The 20,838-nt window shown below is 45.6% G+C and carries 22 protein-coding genes; 18 read left to right on the forward strand and 4 right to left on the reverse strand.

Annotated elements, in window-relative coordinates; all coding sequences use genetic code 11:
• The first annotated feature begins 63 nt into the window (after window positions 1-63).
• From dusB to QE390_RS19220, 12 genes are all read left to right on the forward strand, one after another.
• Window positions 64-1,056: a tRNA dihydrouridine synthase DusB gene (gene dusB, locus QE390_RS19165; RefSeq protein WP_106637826.1), complete on the forward strand. Its 993-nt coding sequence runs from the start codon at window positions 64-66 to the stop codon at window positions 1,054-1,056.
• A 379-nt stretch (window positions 1,057-1,435) separates the two neighbouring features.
• Complete coding sequence (locus tag QE390_RS19170; protein ID WP_307143355.1) at window positions 1,436-2,326, forward strand: DMT family transporter; 891 nt, start codon at window positions 1,436-1,438, stop codon at window positions 2,324-2,326.
• 131 nt (window positions 2,327-2,457) lie between these two features.
• The gene (gene pyrH / locus QE390_RS19175; protein ID WP_307143356.1) at window positions 2,458-3,177 is read left to right on the forward strand and encodes a UMP kinase; all 720 of its coding nucleotides are present in this window, start codon (window positions 2,458-2,460) and stop codon (window positions 3,175-3,177) included.
• Window positions 3,178-3,249: 72 nt separating this feature from the next.
• On the forward strand, window positions 3,250-3,810 hold the full coding sequence (gene frr / locus QE390_RS19180; RefSeq protein ID WP_106637823.1) for a ribosome recycling factor: 561 nt from the start codon (window positions 3,250-3,252) through the stop codon (window positions 3,808-3,810).
• A 683-nt stretch (window positions 3,811-4,493) separates the two neighbouring features.
• On the forward strand, window positions 4,494-5,090 hold the full coding sequence (locus tag QE390_RS19185; RefSeq protein ID WP_307143357.1) for a TetR/AcrR family transcriptional regulator: 597 nt from the start codon (window positions 4,494-4,496) through the stop codon (window positions 5,088-5,090).
• 151 nt (window positions 5,091-5,241) lie between these two features.
• Window positions 5,242-5,553, forward strand: coding sequence for a hypothetical protein (locus QE390_RS19190; protein WP_106637820.1), 312 nt, complete (start codon window positions 5,242-5,244; stop codon window positions 5,551-5,553).
• 33 nt (window positions 5,554-5,586) lie between these two features.
• Complete coding sequence (locus QE390_RS19195; protein WP_307143358.1) at window positions 5,587-7,182, forward strand: glycosyltransferase family 39 protein; 1,596 nt, start codon at window positions 5,587-5,589, stop codon at window positions 7,180-7,182.
• A 203-nt stretch (window positions 7,183-7,385) separates the two neighbouring features.
• Entirely contained in the window at window positions 7,386-8,354 is a 969-nt protein-coding gene (locus QE390_RS19200) for a GDP-mannose 4,6-dehydratase (protein WP_307143359.1), read from the forward strand.
• A 114-nt stretch (window positions 8,355-8,468) separates the two neighbouring features.
• Entirely contained in the window at window positions 8,469-9,428 is a 960-nt protein-coding gene (locus tag QE390_RS19205) for a glycosyltransferase family 2 protein (RefSeq protein WP_307143360.1), read from the forward strand.
• Window positions 9,425-10,297 carry a lysylphosphatidylglycerol synthase transmembrane domain-containing protein gene (locus tag QE390_RS19210; RefSeq protein WP_307143361.1) on the forward strand — a complete coding sequence of 291 codons (873 nt, stop codon included), beginning with the start codon at window positions 9,425-9,427 and terminating at the stop codon, window positions 10,295-10,297. Before QE390_RS19205 ends, QE390_RS19210 begins: the two co-directional genes overlap by 4 nt.
• A 47-nt stretch (window positions 10,298-10,344) precedes the next feature.
• Entirely contained in the window at window positions 10,345-11,979 is a 1,635-nt protein-coding gene (locus QE390_RS19215; protein WP_307143362.1) for a glycosyltransferase family 39 protein, read from the forward strand.
• 117 nt (window positions 11,980-12,096) lie between these two features.
• Window positions 12,097-13,005 carry a Ppx/GppA phosphatase family protein gene (locus tag QE390_RS19220; RefSeq protein WP_307143363.1) on the forward strand — a complete coding sequence of 303 codons (909 nt, stop codon included), beginning with the start codon at window positions 12,097-12,099 and terminating at the stop codon, window positions 13,003-13,005.
• On the opposite strand, the gene QE390_RS19225 is transcribed toward QE390_RS19220, so the two are convergent.
• Both QE390_RS19225 and QE390_RS19230 read right to left on the reverse strand, forming a co-directional pair.
• The gene (locus QE390_RS19225) at window positions 13,002-13,556 is read right to left on the reverse strand and encodes a hypothetical protein (protein ID WP_307143364.1); all 555 of its coding nucleotides are present in this window, start codon (window positions 13,554-13,556) and stop codon (window positions 13,002-13,004) included. The genes QE390_RS19220 and QE390_RS19225 overlap by 4 nt on opposite strands.
• 536 nt (window positions 13,557-14,092) lie before the next feature.
• Complete coding sequence (locus QE390_RS19230; protein ID WP_307143365.1) at window positions 14,093-14,512, reverse strand: OsmC family protein; 420 nt, start codon at window positions 14,510-14,512, stop codon at window positions 14,093-14,095.
• A 187-nt stretch (window positions 14,513-14,699) separates the two neighbouring features.
• On the opposite strand from QE390_RS19230, the gene QE390_RS19235 reads away from it, so the two are divergent.
• Complete coding sequence (locus tag QE390_RS19235; protein WP_307143366.1) at window positions 14,700-15,296, forward strand: hypothetical protein; 597 nt, start codon at window positions 14,700-14,702, stop codon at window positions 15,294-15,296.
• 51 nt (window positions 15,297-15,347) lie between these two features.
• Here the strand turns inward: QE390_RS19235 and QE390_RS19240 are convergent, their stop codons facing one another.
• On the reverse strand, window positions 15,348-16,322 hold the full coding sequence (locus QE390_RS19240) for a polyprenyl synthetase family protein (protein ID WP_106637811.1): 975 nt from the start codon (window positions 16,320-16,322) through the stop codon (window positions 15,348-15,350).
• 186 nt (window positions 16,323-16,508) lie between these two features.
• On the opposite strand from QE390_RS19240, the gene QE390_RS19245 reads away from it, so the two are divergent.
• From QE390_RS19245 to pssA, 4 genes are read left to right on the forward strand one after another with little or no spacing between them, the layout of a single operon-like run.
• A complete protein-coding gene (locus QE390_RS19245) occupies window positions 16,509-17,279 on the forward strand; it encodes an alpha/beta fold hydrolase (protein ID WP_307143367.1) in 771 nt (256 codons plus the stop codon).
• On the forward strand, window positions 17,279-18,001 hold the full coding sequence (locus tag QE390_RS19250; protein WP_307143368.1) for an SAM-dependent methyltransferase: 723 nt from the start codon (window positions 17,279-17,281) through the stop codon (window positions 17,999-18,001). The genes QE390_RS19245 and QE390_RS19250 overlap by 1 nt, the downstream gene beginning before the upstream one ends.
• A 28-nt stretch (window positions 18,002-18,029) precedes the next feature.
• Complete coding sequence (locus tag QE390_RS19255) at window positions 18,030-18,686, forward strand: MBL fold metallo-hydrolase (RefSeq protein WP_307143369.1); 657 nt, start codon at window positions 18,030-18,032, stop codon at window positions 18,684-18,686.
• 27 nt (window positions 18,687-18,713) lie between these two features.
• A complete protein-coding gene (gene pssA, locus QE390_RS19260) occupies window positions 18,714-19,412 on the forward strand; it encodes a CDP-diacylglycerol--serine O-phosphatidyltransferase (RefSeq protein WP_307143370.1) in 699 nt (232 codons plus the stop codon).
• 252 nt (window positions 19,413-19,664) lie between these two features.
• On the opposite strand, the gene QE390_RS19265 is transcribed toward pssA, so the two are convergent.
• Window positions 19,665-20,021, reverse strand: a complete 357-nt coding sequence (locus QE390_RS19265) for a CoA-binding protein (protein WP_307143371.1) — start codon at window positions 20,019-20,021, stop codon at window positions 19,665-19,667.
• A gap of 206 nt (window positions 20,022-20,227) precedes the next feature.
• On the opposite strand from QE390_RS19265, the gene QE390_RS19270 reads away from it, so the two are divergent.
• Window positions 20,228-20,806: an NUMOD4 domain-containing protein gene (locus tag QE390_RS19270; protein WP_307143372.1), complete on the forward strand. Its 579-nt coding sequence runs from the start codon at window positions 20,228-20,230 to the stop codon at window positions 20,804-20,806.
• Window positions 20,807-20,838 lie beyond the last annotated feature (32 nt).

Consider the following 20,838-nt stretch of genomic DNA (forward strand, 5'->3'; position numbering starts at 1 on the left):
AATAAGGTCTTTTCTTTTATTCTTATTTCATAAACCGTAGCTCCGGTTATTTCCTCCACTCGAATGGTAAAGATCAAAGATATTGAATTAGGCGAATTTCCGATACTATTGGCTCCGATGGAAGACGTGAGTGACCCTCCATTTCGGGCCGTATGTAAGTCCGGTGGTGCCGATCTAATGTATACGGAATTCGTTTCCAGCGAAGGACTGATTCGCGACGCAGCCAAGAGCCGTCAGAAGCTCGATATTTTCGAATACGAACGCCCCATCGGGATTCAGTTGTTCGGTTCGGACGTAGATACGATGGCCGAATGTGCGAAAATTACTACCGAAGTTTCTCCCGACCTCATCGACATTAACTATGGTTGCCCTGTGAAACAGGTCGCCTGTCGCGGAGCCGGAGCAGCTTTATTACAGGATATCCCCAAAATGGTTCGCATGACGGAGGCGGTGGTAAAGGCCACGCATTTACCCGTAACGGTAAAAACCCGCCTGGGCTGGGATGACTCCACCAAGAATATTGAAGAGGTAGCGGAACGTCTGCAAGACATCGGTATTCAGGCTCTTACCATTCACGGTCGTACCCGCGTGCAAATGTACAAAGGTGATGCCGACTGGACACTGATTGGCAAGATTAAGGATAACTCCCGTATTAAAATTCCGATCTTCGGGAATGGCGATATTTCCAGTCCTGAAAAAGCATTGGAGTATAAAAACCGTTACGGCGTAGACGGAATTATGGTAGGCCGGGCCAGTATTGGTTACCCCTGGATTTTCAACGAAATCAAGCATTACCTGAAAACGGGTGAAATGCTTGCTCCACCAACCATTGCCGACCGGGTAGCAGTATGTCGTCAGCACGTAGAGTTTTCGGTTCGCTGGAAAGGCGAGCGGCTGGGCATTCTGGAAATGCGGAGACATTACGCCAGTTATTTCAAAGGCATCGAGGGGGCAAAATCATTCCGCAGCCGTCTGGTATTGGTAGAGACTTTCGCTGAAGTAGATGAGATTTTACACGAAATCTCCGCTGCTCACGCGGTTGAAGTTAGTTACTAGTTTACCATTAGCTGTTTTTCTGCTCTTTTGGATTGGTTATCCGTAAAGACTAGCTAATAACAAGATTAGTGTGGATCACCTAATTAATGCTGCCAGCGAAAAATGCTGCCAGCTTTTTCGCTGGCAGCATTAACCTAATCAGTTCGTGTATTAGACCTGTTTGAAGTGGCCAATTCAAAAGAGGTCTGTAGAGGGGCTATAATCTCCAAAGGTACTAGTTAACCGCCTTTTACCCAGACGCGATGAATTCGCGTCTCTACCTCTATGTTTTTTTTGGTAGTCATTCGACTCTGCTCAACGACTATCCCCTAAAATTTACCACTGGATTATGAATCCAGAACAAGAGTACAATTCCGTCATTAACCTAACTGAAAAATTTATGCAAAAATCTACTCCTCCTATTGCCTGGGTTATATTAATGGGACTCGCTCTGACCTGGGGCAGCTCGTTTATTTTGATGAAACAGGCCCTTCACACATTTTCAGGTATTCAAATTGCTTCGTTTCGCTTACTGGCAGCCGGAGCTTTTTTTGTGCCTATTTTGCTTACTCAGGTCAATAACCTGCCTACGGCGAAGCAATGGTTTTGGGGTTTCGTGTGCGGAATGGTCGGTAGCTTTATCCCGGCTTATCTGTTCTCATTTGCAGTTATGCACATGAATAGCTCACTCGTCGGAATTTTGAACGCCTTTACTCCCCTTTTCGTACTCATCATTGGCTTCCTGTTTTTCAAACAGAAAATGACTTCCCGGCAAGTCATTGGCTTAGCACTAGGATTAATAGGCTGTATTTTAATAACCCTAAGCGGCAACAAGGGAGCCATTACGTTCAATTATTATTCGCTACTAGTGATACTGGCGACGGTTCTTTATGGGATTAATCCGCACTTATTAAAGACGTATTTATCTGATTTAAAACCCTTTATATTAACCGGTATTACCTTCGTTACCGTTGCTCCGCTGGCGGCAGCCTTTTTATTTCAGACTGATTTTGTTCATCGTTTTCAAGAAGCCAATGCGGGCTGGTCTTTTGCGGCGGCAGTCACGTTAGGACTCGTTGGCTCGGGTATAGCGATGATTTTTTACAATCAGTTACTTCAGCTTACCGGGCCCGTTTTTGTGAGTTCAGTCACGTACTTAATGCCCATCATTGCCGTAGCCTGGGGTGTAATCGACCATGAACAGATTCAGGCTCAGCATTTTGTGGGCATGGCTATCATCTTGTTTGGGGTTTATCTGGTGAATTCCACCCCGAAAATTAAAAGCGTTTAACCCTCATTAGGAACCCGCCAATACCTAACTTAACTATCCTCACATTTTTTAGCACGTCGTAAAGAAAATTGAATAGAGCTTTGCCTTTCTGGCAGCCTACGCCTTAACTTAGCGACCCAAAAACTGCCTTTATGGAAACGCCGAAGTACAAGCGAATTTTACTCAAACTAAGTGGAGAAGCCCTCAGCGGCGAAAAGAAGTCGGACAAAATCATTGATTCATCCATTCTTGAACAATACGCCCAGGAAGTAAAACGTATCGCTGATCTCGGTGTTCAAGTAGCTATTGTCGTAGGAGGAGGAAACATCTTCCGCGGAAAAGAACTCGAAGCCACTGGTCTGGATCGTGTACAGGGTGATTACATGGGTATGCTGGCCACCGTCATCAACGGAATGGCCGTGCAGGCTGCTCTGGAGAAAGTAGGTTTGTTCACGCGTCTGATGTCAGCCGTAAAAATGGAGCAAATCTGCGAGCCTCTGATTCGCCGCCGGGCCATGCGTCACCTTGAAAAAGGTCGTATCGTCATCTTCGGTGCGGGAACGGGTAACCCCTATTTCACTACGGATTCAGCGGCCAGCCTCCGGGCCATCGAAATTAAAGCCGATGTTGTTCTGAAAGGAACTCGTGTGGATGGCGTGTATACGGCTGATCCCGAGAAAGACACTACGGCAACGCGTTACAACAGTGTAAGTTTCGACGAAGTAATCGCGAAAGATCTGAAAGTAATGGACTTAGCAGCGTTTGCTTTATGCCGCGAAAACAAACTTCCAATCGTCGTTTTTGATATGAATAAGACTGGCAACCTGCATAACCTCATCATGGGTCAGGAAGTAGGAACGCTTATTTCATAATTGATTTCAGATTTTCTGGAGGATCAATTTCTCCTGAAACGGTATTACACGTAACATCATACTATCTCCGCAATGGACGAAATAGAGTTTTATCTCGAAGCTGCGACAGAAACAATGGAAGGGGCTATGAAGCACCTGAACATTGAATTAAGTAAAATACGGGCAGGAAAGGCGTCACCAGCGATGCTCGAAGGCGTTATGGTAGAATACTACGGTGTTCCCAGCCCGCTGCAAAACGTGGCTTCCATTACTACCCCCGATGCCCGGACGATCACAGTTAAGCCCTTCGAAAAGAAGATGGTGAACGACATTGATCGGGCTATCCGCAACTCGAACCTTGGTTTTTCTCCCGCCAATGACGGAGAAGTTCTTCGCATTAGTATTCCTCCCGTAACGGAAGAACGTCGTCGTGATCTGGTTAAACGCGTAAAAGCGGAAATCGAAACGGCGAAGGTTAATATTCGTAACGCCCGTCAGGATGCCAATAACAGCATCAAAAAACTGACGAAAGATGGCGTTGCTGAAGATGCCGTGAAGGAAGGCGAAGATCGCGTGCAAAAATTAACGGATAAATACGTAGCCAAAATTGATCAGGTATTTCTGGCCAAAGAGGTGGATATTATGTCTGTCTAGATAGGAATGATTCCCTTAAAAACCGGTTTCTGCACAGAGACCGGTTTTTTTATTTTCATGCCATCAACACTAAAAAGCTGTCGAAAATTTACAATTGAAGACTCGTGGTTGCAAGCATGTTGGGGTTAGGAAAGGTTTTCTCTGACCCGATATGAATTCGCATCCTACCGGCCAGAGGCCTGGAGTCAGGTAGTCACTCGGCCAGAGCCGAGCGACTGCGGAATAACGGCAGGTGGAACCTGCCTTAGAGCAGTAACGAGATGGAATCTCGCTCCAGTCATTACCCCTTAACTGACCTCCGAACGAAGTGAGAGACCTTCTGAGTGATGGGGATGGTTTAATCAAGTTACTGCCTGACCTAACGAGCTCAAAAAAGGTCATAAGGTTCTTCGCTTCGCTCTGAATGACATACGCTGATTCATGATAAATATCCTTCAGGTATGAAATGGGCTACAATACCAATCGTGTCCTCGGATTGTCCCCGGATTTCATCCGGGGAAGCAACCCAATAAGCTCCTCCGCTTCGCTCTCTACGACAGATTTTAGCATAAATTCTTCACTCCACGGTTCTCTCGAAGTAGAGAGGCTTACTTATTTTTAGACAGTCTCCAAAAAAGTCCAAAAAAATTAGGTCAATTAAAAACTAAGTCCCACTTTTAGACCATAAAACGTTTTTAGTCGAAATGACAGTACCCCTTCTTAAAGATGAGCAGATTAAAGCCTCCATTATGGAAGCCGCTCAGAAAATCTTTCAGCAATATGGTTTGAACAAAACCACGATGGAAGACATTGCCAAGGCGATGGGTAAGGGAAAGAGTACACTGTATTATTACTTTGCCAGCAAGGAAGAAATCTTTGAAGCTGTATTATTCAAAGAAATGAGTGATGTCTTTACCCTGATGGAAAAAGCCTGCGAACAGGCCACTACCACCCGGGAAAAATTCAAAGCCGTTACGCACACCAAGATTATTGCCCTTCATAAAAAGATGAATCTTTACCGGACTCTGTCCGCGGAAGTGCAGTGCAATCGCTCGGTTATTGATTCCTGCCGGAATTTATTCAGTAGCCGGGAAATCAATTTATTCGAAGGAATCATTACTTTCGGTATTGAAAGAAAGGAGATCCATGAACGTCACCGGGCGGATTTAAGCTCATTATCCCACGTGATTTTAAGTGCCTTACGCGGGATCGAAATTGATATTCTGATGTTTGATGAGAATCCTGATTTAGATACTAAACTGGATTTAATGATCGACATCCTCGGAAAAGGGCTTGAATAGCGTTCCTTTTTTTTACCTCATTTTCGACCAAAATACAAAATCAGTCGAAAAATCTAAACCCATGTTAATGCAACCCCGATCTATACTTATGCACCTTATGAATTAGTTTTATTATCCGTAGTACCTTAATGATGCCCGAACGGGCTATGCCATGAAAACTATTATTGACCCCCTCCAGGGACAGATCATCTCTGTTCTGCGTACGCTGTTTCGCAAAAGTTTCTACGTGTACGCCCCCCGCACCATCCGTCTCCAACATTCTTTTCAGCAGGATTTTGGACTGACTGATGCCGAATTACGAGAGTTAACGAACGAAGTAGAACACGTTTTGGGCGTTGAGCTAGCGAATCCTTCTCTCCGTCACATCATTACCGTTGGTGACCTGGTAAATGAATTCCGCCAGAATCAGTCTGTTTCTAGTTTCACGTCCTCACCCTCCTCTTATTCAGCTTTAATGAGTTAATACTGAGGATTTTCGGACCTAGTGTCCCTTGCCATGAAAACCTTTACTTTATCAAAATCTCTGGTTATACTGGGGATTTTCAGCTTCCTATTGCTTTCACTGGGAACCAATAAACTCATGCTCTATTCGCTCGATGAGGCCAAAAATGCCGAATGTGCCCGCGAAATGTTTGAGCATCATAACTGGATTGTCCCGACCTTTAATGACGAACTTCGCACGGATAAGCCGCCTCTGCATTACTGGGTGATGATGAGCAGCTACCACCTCTTCGGCGTAAGCGAATTTTCTGCCCGGTTGGGGTCTATTCTTGCCGGGGTCGGTACCATTCTATTAACCTTTTTCTTCGCCTGGCGAAACCGAAACCCGCGAACGGCCTGGATTACTGCTCTGGTCCTACTGGCCTCCCTGCACATTGGCGTTCAATTTCGAATGGCCGTCCCCGATCCTTACCTGATTTTTTTCCTGACCTTAGCCTGGGTTTCTTTTTTTGAATGGTATCGAAAGCTTGATCAGTCTTTTCAATCTTCCCGCTGGATCTGGCTCATGTATCTGGCCTTGGGTTTGGGCGTGTTAACCAAAGGTCCAATTGCGTTGGTACTCGTAGGACTTTCTGGAGGCCTGTTTCTCTTCATGCGAAAAGAACTCGGCTACCTCCTGCAAATGAAGCTTTTACCGGGCATTATACTCATTTTAGTCCTTACTTTACCCTGGTATTTAAGCGTGCATCAGGCAACCGGCGGAGCCTGGACAGAAGGCTTTTTTCTGAAACATAACCTCAGCCGTTTTCAGGCACCCATGGAAGGGCACGGCGGATTTTTTCTGGTTACACCCCTGTATGTATTGATTGGATTATTACCTTTTTCCGTCTTTCTTCCACAGGCCATTTACTCGGCCTGGAAGCAGCGAAGACAGCAGGAGGTGCTGGCATTTGCCCTGAGTGTGGCTATGGTAGTGGTTGGGTTTTTCAGCTTTTCCGGTACCAAACTTTTCAATTACACGGTGCCGAGTTATCCCTTTGCTGCCTTCCTGATCGGGGCTTTTCTGGATACAGTTCTGGAGCAGGAATCACTCTGGAAATCACTTCGCCCTTCGCTGATCGTATACATCGTACTCGCGGCTTTATTACCCATTGCTTTTTATCTGGGACTTCGACTCGATCCGGTGGTATCGCATCTGGCGGGCTGGGCATTCATTTTTCTGACGTTCCCCCTGGGAGCCGCCGCCGCCTGGTATCGCTTCCGGCATCATCAGTTGAATCGAACAATCATGGCTCTAACGGGTTCATTCATTGTTACAGCCATTCTGTTTTTCCAGCTGGCTTATCCTATTATTGATCGGGAAAATCCGGTGAGTCAGACCATTCAGCTCATCGGGCCCGAGCAAAAAGTCATTGCTTATAAACAATTCAATCCGGCGTATGTGTTTTATCTCAATCGCCCGGTTGAAGTGATGCAAACGCCCGAGGCTTTGCAAAATGCGTTGCAGGTACATCCGTCCGTCATGGTTATTTCCCGAACTGAATTTCTATCCGAACTGGATGAGTTCGAACAGTTACAGGAAGTCATCCGAAAGCGTGACCTTTTCGAAACCCCCACCACGATTTTGTTAAAGAAATCTCCGGAGTACTAGTTCATAAATCGTTTAATCCAAAGTTTGAAGGGGTATTCATGCCCTTCACCATTGGGCTGAACCGATAAACGTACCCGGACCTTATTCATTCGTCCGCAGAAAAGGCTGAAAACGTCGTAAAGAATTGTAACTTACCGTTTCTTTAGCCTTCCATGCTGAGACGAAGCTAATCCGAATCGATTGGTCTCAAATCCCAGAAAACCATGAAACATTTTCTGATTACGGGAGGAGCAGGATTTATAGGTAGTCACCTTGCCGAGCGACTACTGTCTACGCCAGATACCGCCGTTACTATTATTGATAACTTCGACGATTTCTATAGCTCTTCTCAAAAGCAGGCTAACCTCCAGGCTATTAGCCAGCATCCTCATTTTCAATTAATTGAGGCTCCTGTTACGCATCAAAATTACCTTACTAAAATCCTTCAGAGTCAGCGGTTTGAAGCCATCATTCACTTGGCAGCCAAAGCGGGCGTTCGGAATAGCATTCACTCGACAAAAGAGTATTACGATACCAACGTCATGGGTACCCTTTCCATGCTGGAGATTGCTCGAACCTTGTCGGTTAAGAAATTCATATACGCCTCCTCTTCAAGCATTTATGGGGAGAATCCAAATGTACCCTGGAAAGAAACGGATACGGATTTACAACCCATTAGTCCTTATGCTTCTTCTAAAATTTCAGGAGAAATGCTGGGACGCACCTACGCTCACTTACACGGGATTCAGTTTTTAGCCTTACGGTTTTTCACCGTATATGGCTCCCGTCAGCGGCCCGATCTGGCCATTCATAAATTTACCGATCTGATTCTCAACGCTCAGCCCATTGTACTCTACGGCGACGGCAGCACCCAGCGGGATTACACCCACATCAGCGACATTATTACTGGTATTGAACGGGCTCTTCAGTACGAAGGATCTGGTTTTGAATCTTTTAATTTAGCTTCTGGAAAGCCCGTTACGCTACGAAAACTCGTTTCTTCACTGGAGATAGCCCTTGGTCGGGAAGCGATTTACGAACATAAAGAAGAACAACCCGGCGACGTTTCCCAAACCTACGCAGACTTAACCAAATCACGGCAACTCCTGGGTTATGAACCGACGGTAAGCCTCGAAGACGGTCTCCGGGAATTCGTTCAATGGAAAACGGCTTTGCCCCATTTAACAATATAAGCGTCTTGGAGTTGTGGGTTTTGAGTTTAGGGTTACGCTTCCACAGGGAAGTGCCTTTGTCCTGGTAATCATCCATTAACTCAAAACTAACCAACTCGAAACTCTATACTCTACATGTCTAGTCCTTTACTTTCGCTGGTAATCACCTTATTAAACGAAGAAGATAATGTTCAGCCCCTGCTGAGCCGCGTTCGCGAAGCCATGACGGGTCTTTCCTATGAGCTAATTCTGGTGGACGATGGATCAACCGATGCTACCGTTGCCCGGATCAAGCAATACGCGGATGAACAGGTGAAACTGGTTGTGCTTAATAAAAATTACGGACAGACCACCGCCATGGCGGCGGGTATCGCCCAGGCTCTGGGACCCTATGTGGTTACCCTCGACGGTGATTTACAGAATGATCCCGCTGACATTCCCCTCATGCTAGAAAAACTACAAAAAGAAAATCTGGACGTAGTTGCCGGACTGCGGGCCAATCGGCAGGACGGTATGGTCTTACGTAAAATTCCCAGTAAAATCGCCAATGCTCTCATTCGTCGCATGACGGGTGTCTACCTGCATGATTACGGTTGCACGTTAAAGATTTACAAACGCCAGATTGCCCAGAACCTGGGCTTATACGGTGAGTTACATCGCTTCATTCCCGTGCTGGCCGCCATGCAGGGAGCCCGGATGCAGGAAATGCCCGTTCGGCACCATGCCCGGCAATTTGGGAAATCTAAATACGGCTTAGGTCGCACCTTTAAGGTCATGTCGGATTTATTACTGATGGTCTTCTTCCAGAAATACTTCCGCAAACCCATGCACCTGTTTGGTCCGGTTGGAATCCTGACTTTCTTCGCGGGAGCTTTAATCAGCCTTTATTTAGCCGGAGTAAAAATCAGTGGCGAAAACATTGGCAATCGTCCTTTGCTAACCGTTGCCGTGGTTATGATATTAGGTGGTTTACAGATTATTACCTTTGGATTTATGGCTGAAATGATGATGCGAACCTATTACGAAACAGGTAATAAATCGACTTACCTCGTCCGCGAAATCTATTCCCGTTCTTCTGAAGTTGTTTCCCTTTGAAAAAAACTACACTTACTACCCTCCTGAAGCTCGTCCTCACAACGGCGGCTTTAGGATGGCTCGCGTACCAGATCGACTGGGACAAGACCCTGCCGCTGCTCCAGCGGGCTCACTGGGGCTGGATTCTGCTGGCTTTTCTGATTTATAATGCCTCCCAGCTTACTAGTACGCTTCGCATGGGAGAACATCTGAAAGTAGTACCCATCCAAGAACCTTTTCCCTTTCTGATTCAGCTTTATTACCGTTGCATGTTCTTTAATCTGTTTTTGCCGGGAGGGATTGGCGGTGATGGGTATAAAGTCTGGTTACTCCGCAAACGCCATCAGTCCGATTACCGATTATTACTCTCGGCTTTATTACTGGATCGGGGAAGTGGACTGGTCGCTATCACCTTTCTTGCCCTTACCCTAGCCGGATTCAGTCCCTGGGTAGCCGCAGTCTTACCCTTTCCATCGCTTTTTCTAGCGGGATTTGCGTTAGTCGTCTTTATGGGAGGCTGGATGATTTACTGGCTATTTTTCAAAAAGTTTACCCGGGTCTACTTACGGACTTTCCTGTTATCCATTTTACTTCAGTCTTTACAGATGATCGTCCTGTTATGCTTGCTTGAATCCATGGGTGTGCAGAACGCCCGGATCGAATATGGACTGATCTTTCTAGGCTCTTCGCTGGCTTCGGTGTTGCCCTTAACCGTCGGAGGCATCGGCGTTCGGGAGTTTGTTTTTCTGGAAGCAGCGAATTATTTACCCATCGCATCTGATCAGGCGGTATTAGCCAGTTTGCTCTTTTTTCTGATTAACGCCTTGAGTTCTTTAGCCGGAGCTTTGGTATCCCTGCCCAATCAACCCACTAACGCGACGCTTGACTAATGAGGTTCTAGCCCTATTTTTGAAGTTTCCTCTCTGATTGATCCTCTATGAATACCGACCGCCTGCTTTCGGGACCCATTTACGGCATTATGTGGCTGGCCATCGCAGCCGTTTATATCATCGGACTCTTCGTCCCGATCTATGATGCCGACCCCGCTCACCACGCCCTGATTGCCCTGCATATGCTCGAAACTGACGACTTTATCAGTCTAATCGACCGGGGGAAAGATTACCTGGACAAGCCGCATTTATTATTCTGGTTGTCAGCTGCTTCGTTTAAATTGTTTGGCGTCAGTACCTTTGCTTATAAATTTCCTTCATTACTCGCTTCCATTCTCGGATTTTATTCCACTTACCGCTTAGGAAAACTGCTTTACAGCGAGAACGTCGGAAAACTGGCCGCTTTGATTTACGCGACTTACTTTGCTCAGTTTCTGGCTAATCAGGATGTACGGATGGATGCCATGCTAACGGCCTACATCGTCTTTTCGATCTGGACATTGATGGCTTTTGTACGAACCCAAAGCCTGGGATTTGCCATGGCAGCGGCCTTTGGCATGGCTCTGGGCTTTTCCACCAAAGGCGGCATTGGCGTAGCGATGCCACTAATGGCCGTAGGAATGCAGTTACTCTTTGAAAAAAACTGGAAAGCCCTTTTGCAATGGAAATGGATACTAATGGGGGTTTTCTTTCTGATCTTCATCAGCCCGGTATTATACGCTTTTTACCAGCAATTTGACCTGCATCCTGAGAAAGTAATCCGGGGAATGACGGGTATTTCAGGAATCAAATTCATACTGCTGGGGCAAAGCATTGAGCGTTTTCAGGGCGAAGCCTGGGGCGGCACGGGCAGTAACGATCCTTACTTTTTTCTGCACACCTTATTATGGGCCGGACTGCCCTGGGCTTTTCTAAATTATTGGAGTCTGATTCGCAGTCTGATTGCTTATAAAAATCTCAAAGAAGTTCTGACACCGGGTATCATCATTCTGATGATGATCATCCTATCGATGGCTCAGTACAAACTTCCGCATTACCTTAACCTGCTGTTTCCTTACCTGGCTCTTCAGCTCAGCGGACAGTTGTTCGGCCTGCCCAGCAAACACATTCGCTGGGTGTTTTACTTTCAGTGTCTGGTCGTGGTGCTCATGCTCGGCATGGTCACTTACATCAACACCTATTACTTTCCCATTCCGGGCGTGATAAACCAGGTGGTAGCAGCTACGGTCGCCGGAGTGATTTTGTTTTTGAGTCTCCGGCAATCGCCTCTGTTTTTACGGCTCATCAGCGTTTGCGTTGCGGGAGCAACCATTACCTTTATGGCTCTGAATGCGAATGGCTACCCGCAGTTATTCAATTACGATGCGGGCTATCAGTTTGCCCAGTCTACTCGTAAAGAACCCGCCATTCTGGATTCGTTTGAGTTCTATAACATCTATAGTTATACCTTCGATTTTTATACGCAGAAGATTCACCCACCCCTTCCACCAGGCCAGTTACCAACCAGCCGATGGGTCATGACCGATGCTGAAGGCTTAGCTCAGCTTCGGAAAGCAGGAGTAAAAATCGCTCAGATTCGGACGAACCAACATTACCATCTATCGAAGTTCTCGGGAAAATTTCTCGATCCTAAAACAAGGTTCCAGGTTTGTGAACGCCGATATTTGATTGAACGATACTAAAAAGGTTGGAGAACGATTAATGTTTGATTAGGTTTGAGGAAAGCCTTTTTGCTTAAAAACACTAAGCCGAATCTCCAGGTTAACCTATATAATTCCTATCACTGAAAACGATTACGCATGAAAATAGCAGCCATTGATATTGGCTCGAACGCCGCTCGATTACAGATTTCAAAAGTCCTTGATAATGAAGGCGTTTTAACCTTTAAGAAAGTAGAATACGTGCGTTTCCCCCTGCGTTTGGGAATGGATGTGTTTAATACCGGCTCGATCAGTGCCGAAGGCGAAGTACGCCTCTATAAAATGCTGCATTCGTTCAAGTTGCTGATGGAACTGCACGAGTGCAAAGATTACATGATCTGTGCCACCTCAGCCATGCGGGAAGCCAGTAACTCGCTGGATATTGTTACGCGGATTGAAGGTCAGTTAGACATGAAAATCCAGATTATTGACGGTGCAAAAGAGGCCGAGCTGATTAATAATGTAGTGGTTCAGTCGCTGGCTTCGGATAAAAACTACCTCCACGTCGATGTGGGGGGTGGTTCCAGCGAGCTTAATTTATACGTTAATCGGGCGAAAGTGACCAGCCGTTCGTTCAAAATTGGGTCGGTTCGGTTGCTGGAAGGCAAAGAACAGAAATCGGATTGGGATAAAATGAAACGCTGGATTCTGGATAATATCGATCCCAACCAAAGCGAATTGATCGCCATCGGAACGGGTGGAAACATCAATAAGCTCTTTAATCTTTCTGAAACCCGGCTTTCTCCGGTAAGCATGGACATTAAAGAATTGGAGCGGATTAAAACGCACATTGCGTCGTATACGCTGGAAGACCGGATCAATAAACTGCAACTCAACCCCGACCGGGCGGACGTTATTGTCCCCGCTTCAGAGATTTACCTGTCAGCCATGCGTTGGTCAGGTGCCAAAGAAATTATGGTGCCGGATCTGGGTTTAAAGGACGGCATTATTCAGTACGTTTATGATCGTTACCTCCATCGCAAACGCAAAAAAGAAACGGATCTTTAACTGACTTCTATACGCTTCGGTAACCCCAATTGCTTGGCATAAGTTGCCGGAGCGTATGTATGGACCCGTTCGAGTAAAGCATTCGCCTCTTCCATGAACTCAAACTGAATATCTTCGTGCAGTTTGGGAATTTTCTTCAAAACGGCTTCGGTCCTTTTAGCGATGTATTCAGCAATGCCATCCGTTTTGGATGTGTATTTCTGAACGTAAGGTAGCTGTTTTTCAAAGCATTGATTCAAAAGATACAACACCAGTTCTATTTCGCCGTATTTATCCTTCGTAATCTTCACGTGATAGGTAATCATGGAATGTATTTTCCGCATATCCATCATTAACCAACCCGATGAATCGGGTTCTAATTTGTAGAGACGATCAATCATATTCTGAATGGCATCGCGACGTTCCTGCACGGTTTCTCCCCCTTCAATCAACTGAAACTGTAGCTGTTCCTGCAAGTCTTTGTGTTTGTTAATCAAACGCACCAACAGCTTGTCTTTTTCCTCCCGCGTCATACTTAACACCGCCGCTTTCAATTCTTTACTAATCGCCATTTTATCCGTTTACTGTTTTTAGTTTGCAGTTTTCAGTTCGAGAACCAAACTCATTGTTCTTCTAAGGGAAAAGCTGGCCGGGCCACGCTGGCAGCAGCCAACCGATACCTGCTTTTCATTTTTTACCCACACAAAGGGCTACTCCGATAGCGGAGACTTCAAACTTTCCTTTCTGTTTCTCTCCACAAGAAAATCATCGCCATGCCGCTGCCAGCTTTTTTCGCTGGCAGCACCTAATCCATGCCCTTTAGTTTGGCTGCCAGCAGAAAAGCTGGCAGCGGAGACTCTACTCTAAACTTTCCTTTTTGTATCTCTCCACAAAAAAACCATCGCCATGCCGCTGCCAGCTTTTTTCGCTGGCAGCACCTACTACCTACCCTTTAGTTTAGCTACCAGCAGAAAAGCTGGCAGCGGAGACTCTACTCTAAACTTTCCTTTATACAATCTCCCTAAACACAAAAATACGATTAAAAAAAGGCGGAATAACGATTCTCTTTTTCAGAACCATTATTCCGCAAACTAAAGAGTCAGGCAGCTTATGCCAGCGTAGCGTCAAGTGAGATAGAAGCGTTCAATAACTTAGAAATCGGGCAGTTAGCTTTGGCTCCAGCCGCAATTTCCTGAAACTGTTCTTCACTGATATTCGGAATTTTAGCCGTCAATACGATATTACTTTCCGTTACTTCTCCTTTAGAGGGGTCCAGCACAACGGTAGCCTTCGCGTTGATCTCGTCAGCGATGAAACCGGCTGCGTTCAGGTCGAAGCTGAGTTTCATGGCAAAACAACCCGCGTGAGCGGCTGCAATGAGTTCTTCAGGATTCGTTCCCACTCCGTCTTCAAAACGCGTATTAAATGAATATTGGGTTTCGTTTAATACCGTACTTGCAGTAGATACTACTCCTGAACCTTCTTTGCCGGTGCCTTTCCAGACGGCTGTTGCGTTACGTTTGATCATGGTTGTGATAGATAATGAAGATAGATTAGAAATCTTCGAAAGATACATTCAAAATAAGTATACCTCCTTTATAGCTCCCCGGTAATTTCTGCAACTCCTTAATCTTCGTCCCTAAAATAGGGGATTTCCAACGATCTGCCGAAGTCTGACCTTTGTACCTGTTCATTCAAAAAACCTTCAACATAAGATGAAAGCTATGATTACCATTGTAGGTCTGGTACTGGTTGTACTAGCTACAGGATGCAAAAAAGGAGAAGACGCTAAACCTAGCAAACCAGCCGAAAGGCCCATGGAAACGTTCCTGAAACGAACGGATCTCACGACTACAAATTTCACTACAGGCCGCTGGGAAGTAGGGTATGTGTTTACGGGGAATGTGCCGGGGAAAATTACTGAAATCGGGTGTAAATTGCCTCAAACGGGTACCTATGTCGTAACGGTGTGGGATGTGGCTACAAAAACATCCTTGCGTCAGAAGAGCATTGAAATTTCTACTCCGGAAAAGATGGTAATGGCCCCCATTGATCCGCTTGAAATTACGGATGCCACTAAAAAATACCTTATCAGCGTCAATACGCTAAGCGGAAACGTAAACAAACCTTACTATATCATTAAAAAAACCGGAGGAGAAAGTTTTATGCCTTTCACTACGGGTAGCGTAACCATCCTGCAAAAGCAATCCAAATCCATTACATCGACGACAACAGAATCGGTATTTCCTACGGATAATATAGCTACGGATCTATTTACTGGAGTTGCTGATTTTACCTTTATTCCCGACTAATTCTCCTTCATTAAAAAAGCTCCCGGCTAGATTGGTCCGGGAGCTTTTTTATTATTTCGTCCGCTCAATCGTGAATTGAACCAGATTTTTCAGGGATTCACTAAAAGGATTAACCGGAAATTCCTTTAAAATTTCAAGAGCTTCATCTACATAGCGTTTCATTACCTGCGTGGCGTATTCGATGCCCCCCGATTTCTTCACAAAATCAATCACTTCGGCCACTTTCTTCGGATTCTCAGAATCGTTCTTGATCATGTTTATAATCCGGCGTTTGGTAAACCAGTCGGCCTGATTCAAGGCAAAAATGAGCGGTAAGGTCATTTTCTTTTCCTTGATATCAATTCCCACGGGTTTCCCGATTTCAGCATCGCCATAATCGAATAAATCATCCTTAATCTGAAACGCAATGCCTACTTTTTCTCCGAAGAGACGCATCCGGTTCACAATGTCCATCGTCATTCCCACCGAACGGGCTCCGACGGCACAACAGGAAGCAATCAAAGTAGCCGTTTTCTGACGAATGATTTCAAAGTAAATATCTTCTGAAATGTCCAGGCGACGGGCTTTCTCTATCTGCATTAACTCCCCTTCAGCCATTTCCTTCACCGTCTGGTTAATGAGTTTTAGAAAATCAAAGTCCTCGTGATCGACCGCCAGCATCAAACTTCTGGACAGCAGGTAATCCCCCACCAGAACGGCGATTTTATTTTTCCAGAGAGCTTTCACGGAAAAGAAACCCCGACGGTAATTCGAATCGTCCACTACGTCATCGTGTACGAGCGTGGCCGTGTGAACCAGCTCAATTAAAGCGGCTCCGCGATAGCTTGAATCGTTAATAGTTCCGCAAACGCCGGCCGCCAGAAAAACGAACATGGGCCTGATCTGCTTCCCCTTCCGCCGAACGATATAATTCATGATTTGATCCAGCAACATGACGTCGCTTTTCATGAAATCACGAAATTTTCCCTCGAATGCCTTCATTTCGGCATCGATGGGGGCTTGTATTTGTTGAATGGAAAGACTCATGTGTGGTGATCAGTATTCAGAGAAGACCGTTCTTCACTCGCTAAGACCTCGAAATTTTCTCTATGAATACGGTAATCCTCGGCAAGTTTACGAAGGATTGGCTTCGCGTGGATAACTTTGTCCGCAAAAGTTGTATAGTTAACCCGGAATTTTTTCAGAAAATTCCAGAAACAGACTTCAGTACCTATGAAATTGTTCTTTCGGCAAGCGGGCGAGACTGGCCCCGCCATCGTGATATTGCATGGAGTTTTTGGCTCGGCTGATAACTGGCTGACCGTGGGCAAACAAATGGCCGACCTGGGTTTTCGGGTTTTTATGCTGGATCAGCGAAATCATGGCCGCTCGCCCTGGAGTGATGACTTCGGTTACCAAGAAATGGCCGAAGATCTACAGGAGTTTCTCAACGACCAGCAGATTACCGATCCTATCCTGATTGGGCATTCGATGGGTGGCAAAACCGTTATGCAGTACGCCATGAACTACCCCGATACCTGGCAGAAAATGGTGGTGGTGGATATTGCTCCCCGCTTCTACCCCGTTCATCACACCAGCATTCTCAAAGGCATGAATCTGATGCCGCTGGCGGCTATGAAAAGTCGGCAGGAAGCGGAGATGTTCTTTACGCAATACGAAGATCACCCCGGCACCCGGAATTTTATTCTGAAAAACCTCGCTCGTGGAGAAAATGGCGGCTTTAGCTGGCGGCTGAATCTGCCCGTATTAACCCGGGAAATTGAAACCGTGGGCGGTGAATTGAGCGGCATTCGGACGATTACCAAACCCGTTCTGTTCCTGAAAGGGGCTCTATCGTCTTACATTACCGACGAAGATGAGAAGGAAATTCGCCGCCTTTTCACGGACGTTCGCATTGAAACCATAGCCGGAGCGGGCCACTGGGTACAGGCCGAGCAACCGCAGGCGTTTATTGAAGCAGTGATGAAATTTATCCGGGGTTAATGATGGCAGAAGAAACGCACCCAACTTTGTTTTTATTACCCACCGTACTAGCTCCCGAAACGGCAGAGACGGTATTGAGTCCACAGATTCGGGAAGTGATTAGCCGCACGGATATTTTCTTCGTTGAAAACCTGCGAACAGCCCGTCGATTTATCTCTGACCTGAAAACCGGACGAAAAATAGACGAGCTTACTTTTTTTGAGTTACACAAGGACACACCGCGAACAGAAACGCAGCAACAGGTAAAAGACTTACTCAAGTTGGGGAAAGATGCGGGCATTCTCTCGGAAGCGGGCTGCCCCGGCATTGCCGATCCGGGAGCGGTAGCTGTTGGACTAGCTCACGAGAATGGCCTTCGGGTTACTTCACTGGTAGGGCCGTCGTCCATTTTATTAACGCTGATGGGTTCGGGTTTTAATGGGCAGTCGTTCACCTTTCACGGTTATTTACCGATTGATAAAGGCGAACGTTCGAAACGAATCAGGGAGCTGGAAAAGAAAGCCCAAAGCGGCCAGACCCAGCTTTTTATGGAAACGCCTTATCGAAATGGAGCCTTATTTGACGATCTGTTACGGACTTGCCAGCCCCATACGCTGTTATGTCTCGGCAGTAACCTCACGGCGGAAGATGAGTTACTCCGAACGCTAACCATTAAACAGTGGCAACAGCAAAAGCCCGATTTACATAAAAAACCAACGATGTTTGCCCTGGGCACTTACTAATCCCTTTACCCAATCATCTACTGAATCTATGCTGAATTTACAGGTTTTTACATTCAACGCCCTTCAGGAAAATACCTACGTGCTTTGGGATGATACGAAAGAGGCCGTGATTATTGATCCTGGTTGTTATACCAAAGAAGAACAGGAGGAGTTAAAGGATTTTATTGAAGATCAGGGTTTGAATGTGGTGAAGCTCCTGAACACGCACGCTCACGTGGATCACGTGCTGGGTAATGCTTTCGTGAAGCGGACCTATCACGTTCCCTATTTCCTGCACCCGCTTGACTTGCCGATTTTAAAATCCGTAGTTGTTCGGGCACCCTCCTACCGATTCTTTAACTACGAAGAGGCCGAACCCGATGCCTGGCTGGAAGAAGGTACGAATGTAACCTTTGGGAACACTACCCTTGAAATATTGCACGTGCCGGGCCATGCTCCGGGTCATGTGGCTTTTGTGAACCGGGAATACAATCTCTGCATCGGCGGGGATGTTCTGTTTCAGGGAAGCATTGGCCGCTGGGATTTTCCCGGCTGTAACTTTGATGACCTGATCAGCAGCATTAAAAACAAGCTTTTTAAATTGAACGACGAAGTACAGGTCTTTCCCGGACATGGTCCTTCGACTACCATTGGTCGCGAGAAACAATACAATCCTTATGTGGGGGCTAATGGGCAATACGCCTGATTAACAAACTTTATTTTTCTGAAATGTATGCTCAAGCACCTTCCTAATGCCATGACCTGCGGTAACCTGCTGTGCGGTTGCGTCGGCATTGTTGCGGCTTTTAATAATGATCTTTTGCTGTGTTCGTACCTGATCGTCATCGCCGGAATTCTGGATTTCTTTGATGGCTTTGTAGCCCGGTTAGTCAAAGCTCAATCGGCCATTGGTAAAGAACTTGATTCGCTGGCCGACATGGTCACTTTTGGCGTTTTACCATCCATTATCATTTATCATCTGATTCTGGAAAGTGTTCCTGATTTAGTCAGCACCTGGAAGTGTTACTTCGCCTTTGTCATTGCTGTATTCTCGGCCCTGCGACTAGCCAAGTTTAATATCGACGAACGACAAACCTCTGGATTCATCGGCCTGCCTACGCCCGCCAATGCCTTCCTTATTGCTTCCATTCCGGTTATTCTGCGTCAGCACGAAGAGTGGGGTCCTATCATTCTCAATGCCAATTACCTAATTGCGTTTAGCTTCATCATGTCCTTTTTGCTGGTGATGGAAGTCCCCCTTTTTGCTTTGAAGTTTAAAGGGTTTGGCTGGAAGGGTAATGAAATTAAATTCATTTTCCTCCTCGTCTCGGCCTTACTGGTTATCCTGCTAAACTTCACATCTGTTCCTTTAATCATTGCCTTATACATTTTGCTTTCGCTTTTTAATAATACCCGAAAGACTAGCTATTAAATTCAGCAATAAAAAGAAAAGAAGCCCCTTAGTTAAGGGGCTTCTTTTCTTTTTATTATTCAGGTAATTGAAACAATAATTGACTAACACCAACGTTTACTAGGCACTATTTAAATCAGTACACTTAACATATAAGGATCTATTAAGAAATTTCAATTATAACAAACGTAGGGCCAATTATACCCAGTTCATATTCGATAGTATTTAGGAAAAATCACTCATTAATAGAATCTAACCTGCCTTGGTTAATACTTAATACTGCCTAGTACTCAACATGACCAGCGTGCATCCCTCAATCGCTTCAACTCCTTGATCCTCTGCCATTTGCTCGAACTCAGGATTCTCTGTACCGGGGTTAAAGATGATTCTACGAGGTTTTAAACTAAGCAAATAATCGTACAATTCGGGTTGCCGTGTTGGGTTAATGTATAGAGTAATAGTATCAATGTCTTCGAGCTCGGGTTGTCCATTTAAGATCTGATTACCAGATACTTGCCCATTTTCTTTTCCAATTAATACGATTTCATGCCCATGCCCTAGCAGGCTATTCGCTGCCAGATATGAGTATCGGCCGGGATAGGTAGAGGCTCCAACAATTAAAGTTTTCATATTTTTTTTATTTAATAGGATAAATCATGTGAATCGTGAAAATTTCTTACGATATTCGGCACTGGTTTTGTCGTGATGAATAAAAAAAGTTTACCATCTGCTCTGAACAACTATATCTTCTTTCATCTCCGCCCGCCCAAAACCAATCTACATTTAAAGTAAGTTAACCCGTCAACCTGACTTGAACGGATGTTAATTAATTAATCATGAGCGAGAAGAAATCTAGTAGTTTTTGGAATGAGAAATGGATTAAGATTCCTTTTGAAGGCATCGAAAATCCCCCCCATTACGAAGTATCAAACTATGGAAGGCTTCGTAGTTTCCAGAACGATCCTGAGGGGGAAATTATTAAGGGGTCTATCATTCAGGGATATCGTTCTCTGAATATCCGTATCCGAGGAGGTAAAGTCATTAACCGCTACCTGCATCGGCTGGTTGCTGATTTTTTTGTGGAGCGTTCCGACGCCGACCGTAAATTTATCATTCACCGTGACCACGATAAGCTGAACAACCACTGGGAAAACCTGAAGTGGGTTACTCGCGATGAAATGACCGAGCACCACCGAACCAATCCCCAGGAAAAACCACGCCCAAAACGCACGAAAAACTACAAACTGACCGAAAGTAAAGTACTGATGATTAAAAAGATGCTGAAGAGCGATAAGAATCGTCTGAAGATGATTGCCAAGCAATTCGGCATTACTCATACGCAACTAAACCGCATTCGTTCCGGTGAGAACTGGGGACACGTGAAAGTTGAGGACGATACTGAAGGTATGAAATAGACCTTTGATTCCTTCACAAGAAAAGCCCGATA

The organism is Siphonobacter sp. SORGH_AS_1065 (assembly GCF_030818595.1).
In the GTDB taxonomy this organism is placed as follows: Bacteria; Bacteroidota; Bacteroidia; order Cytophagales; family Spirosomataceae; genus Siphonobacter.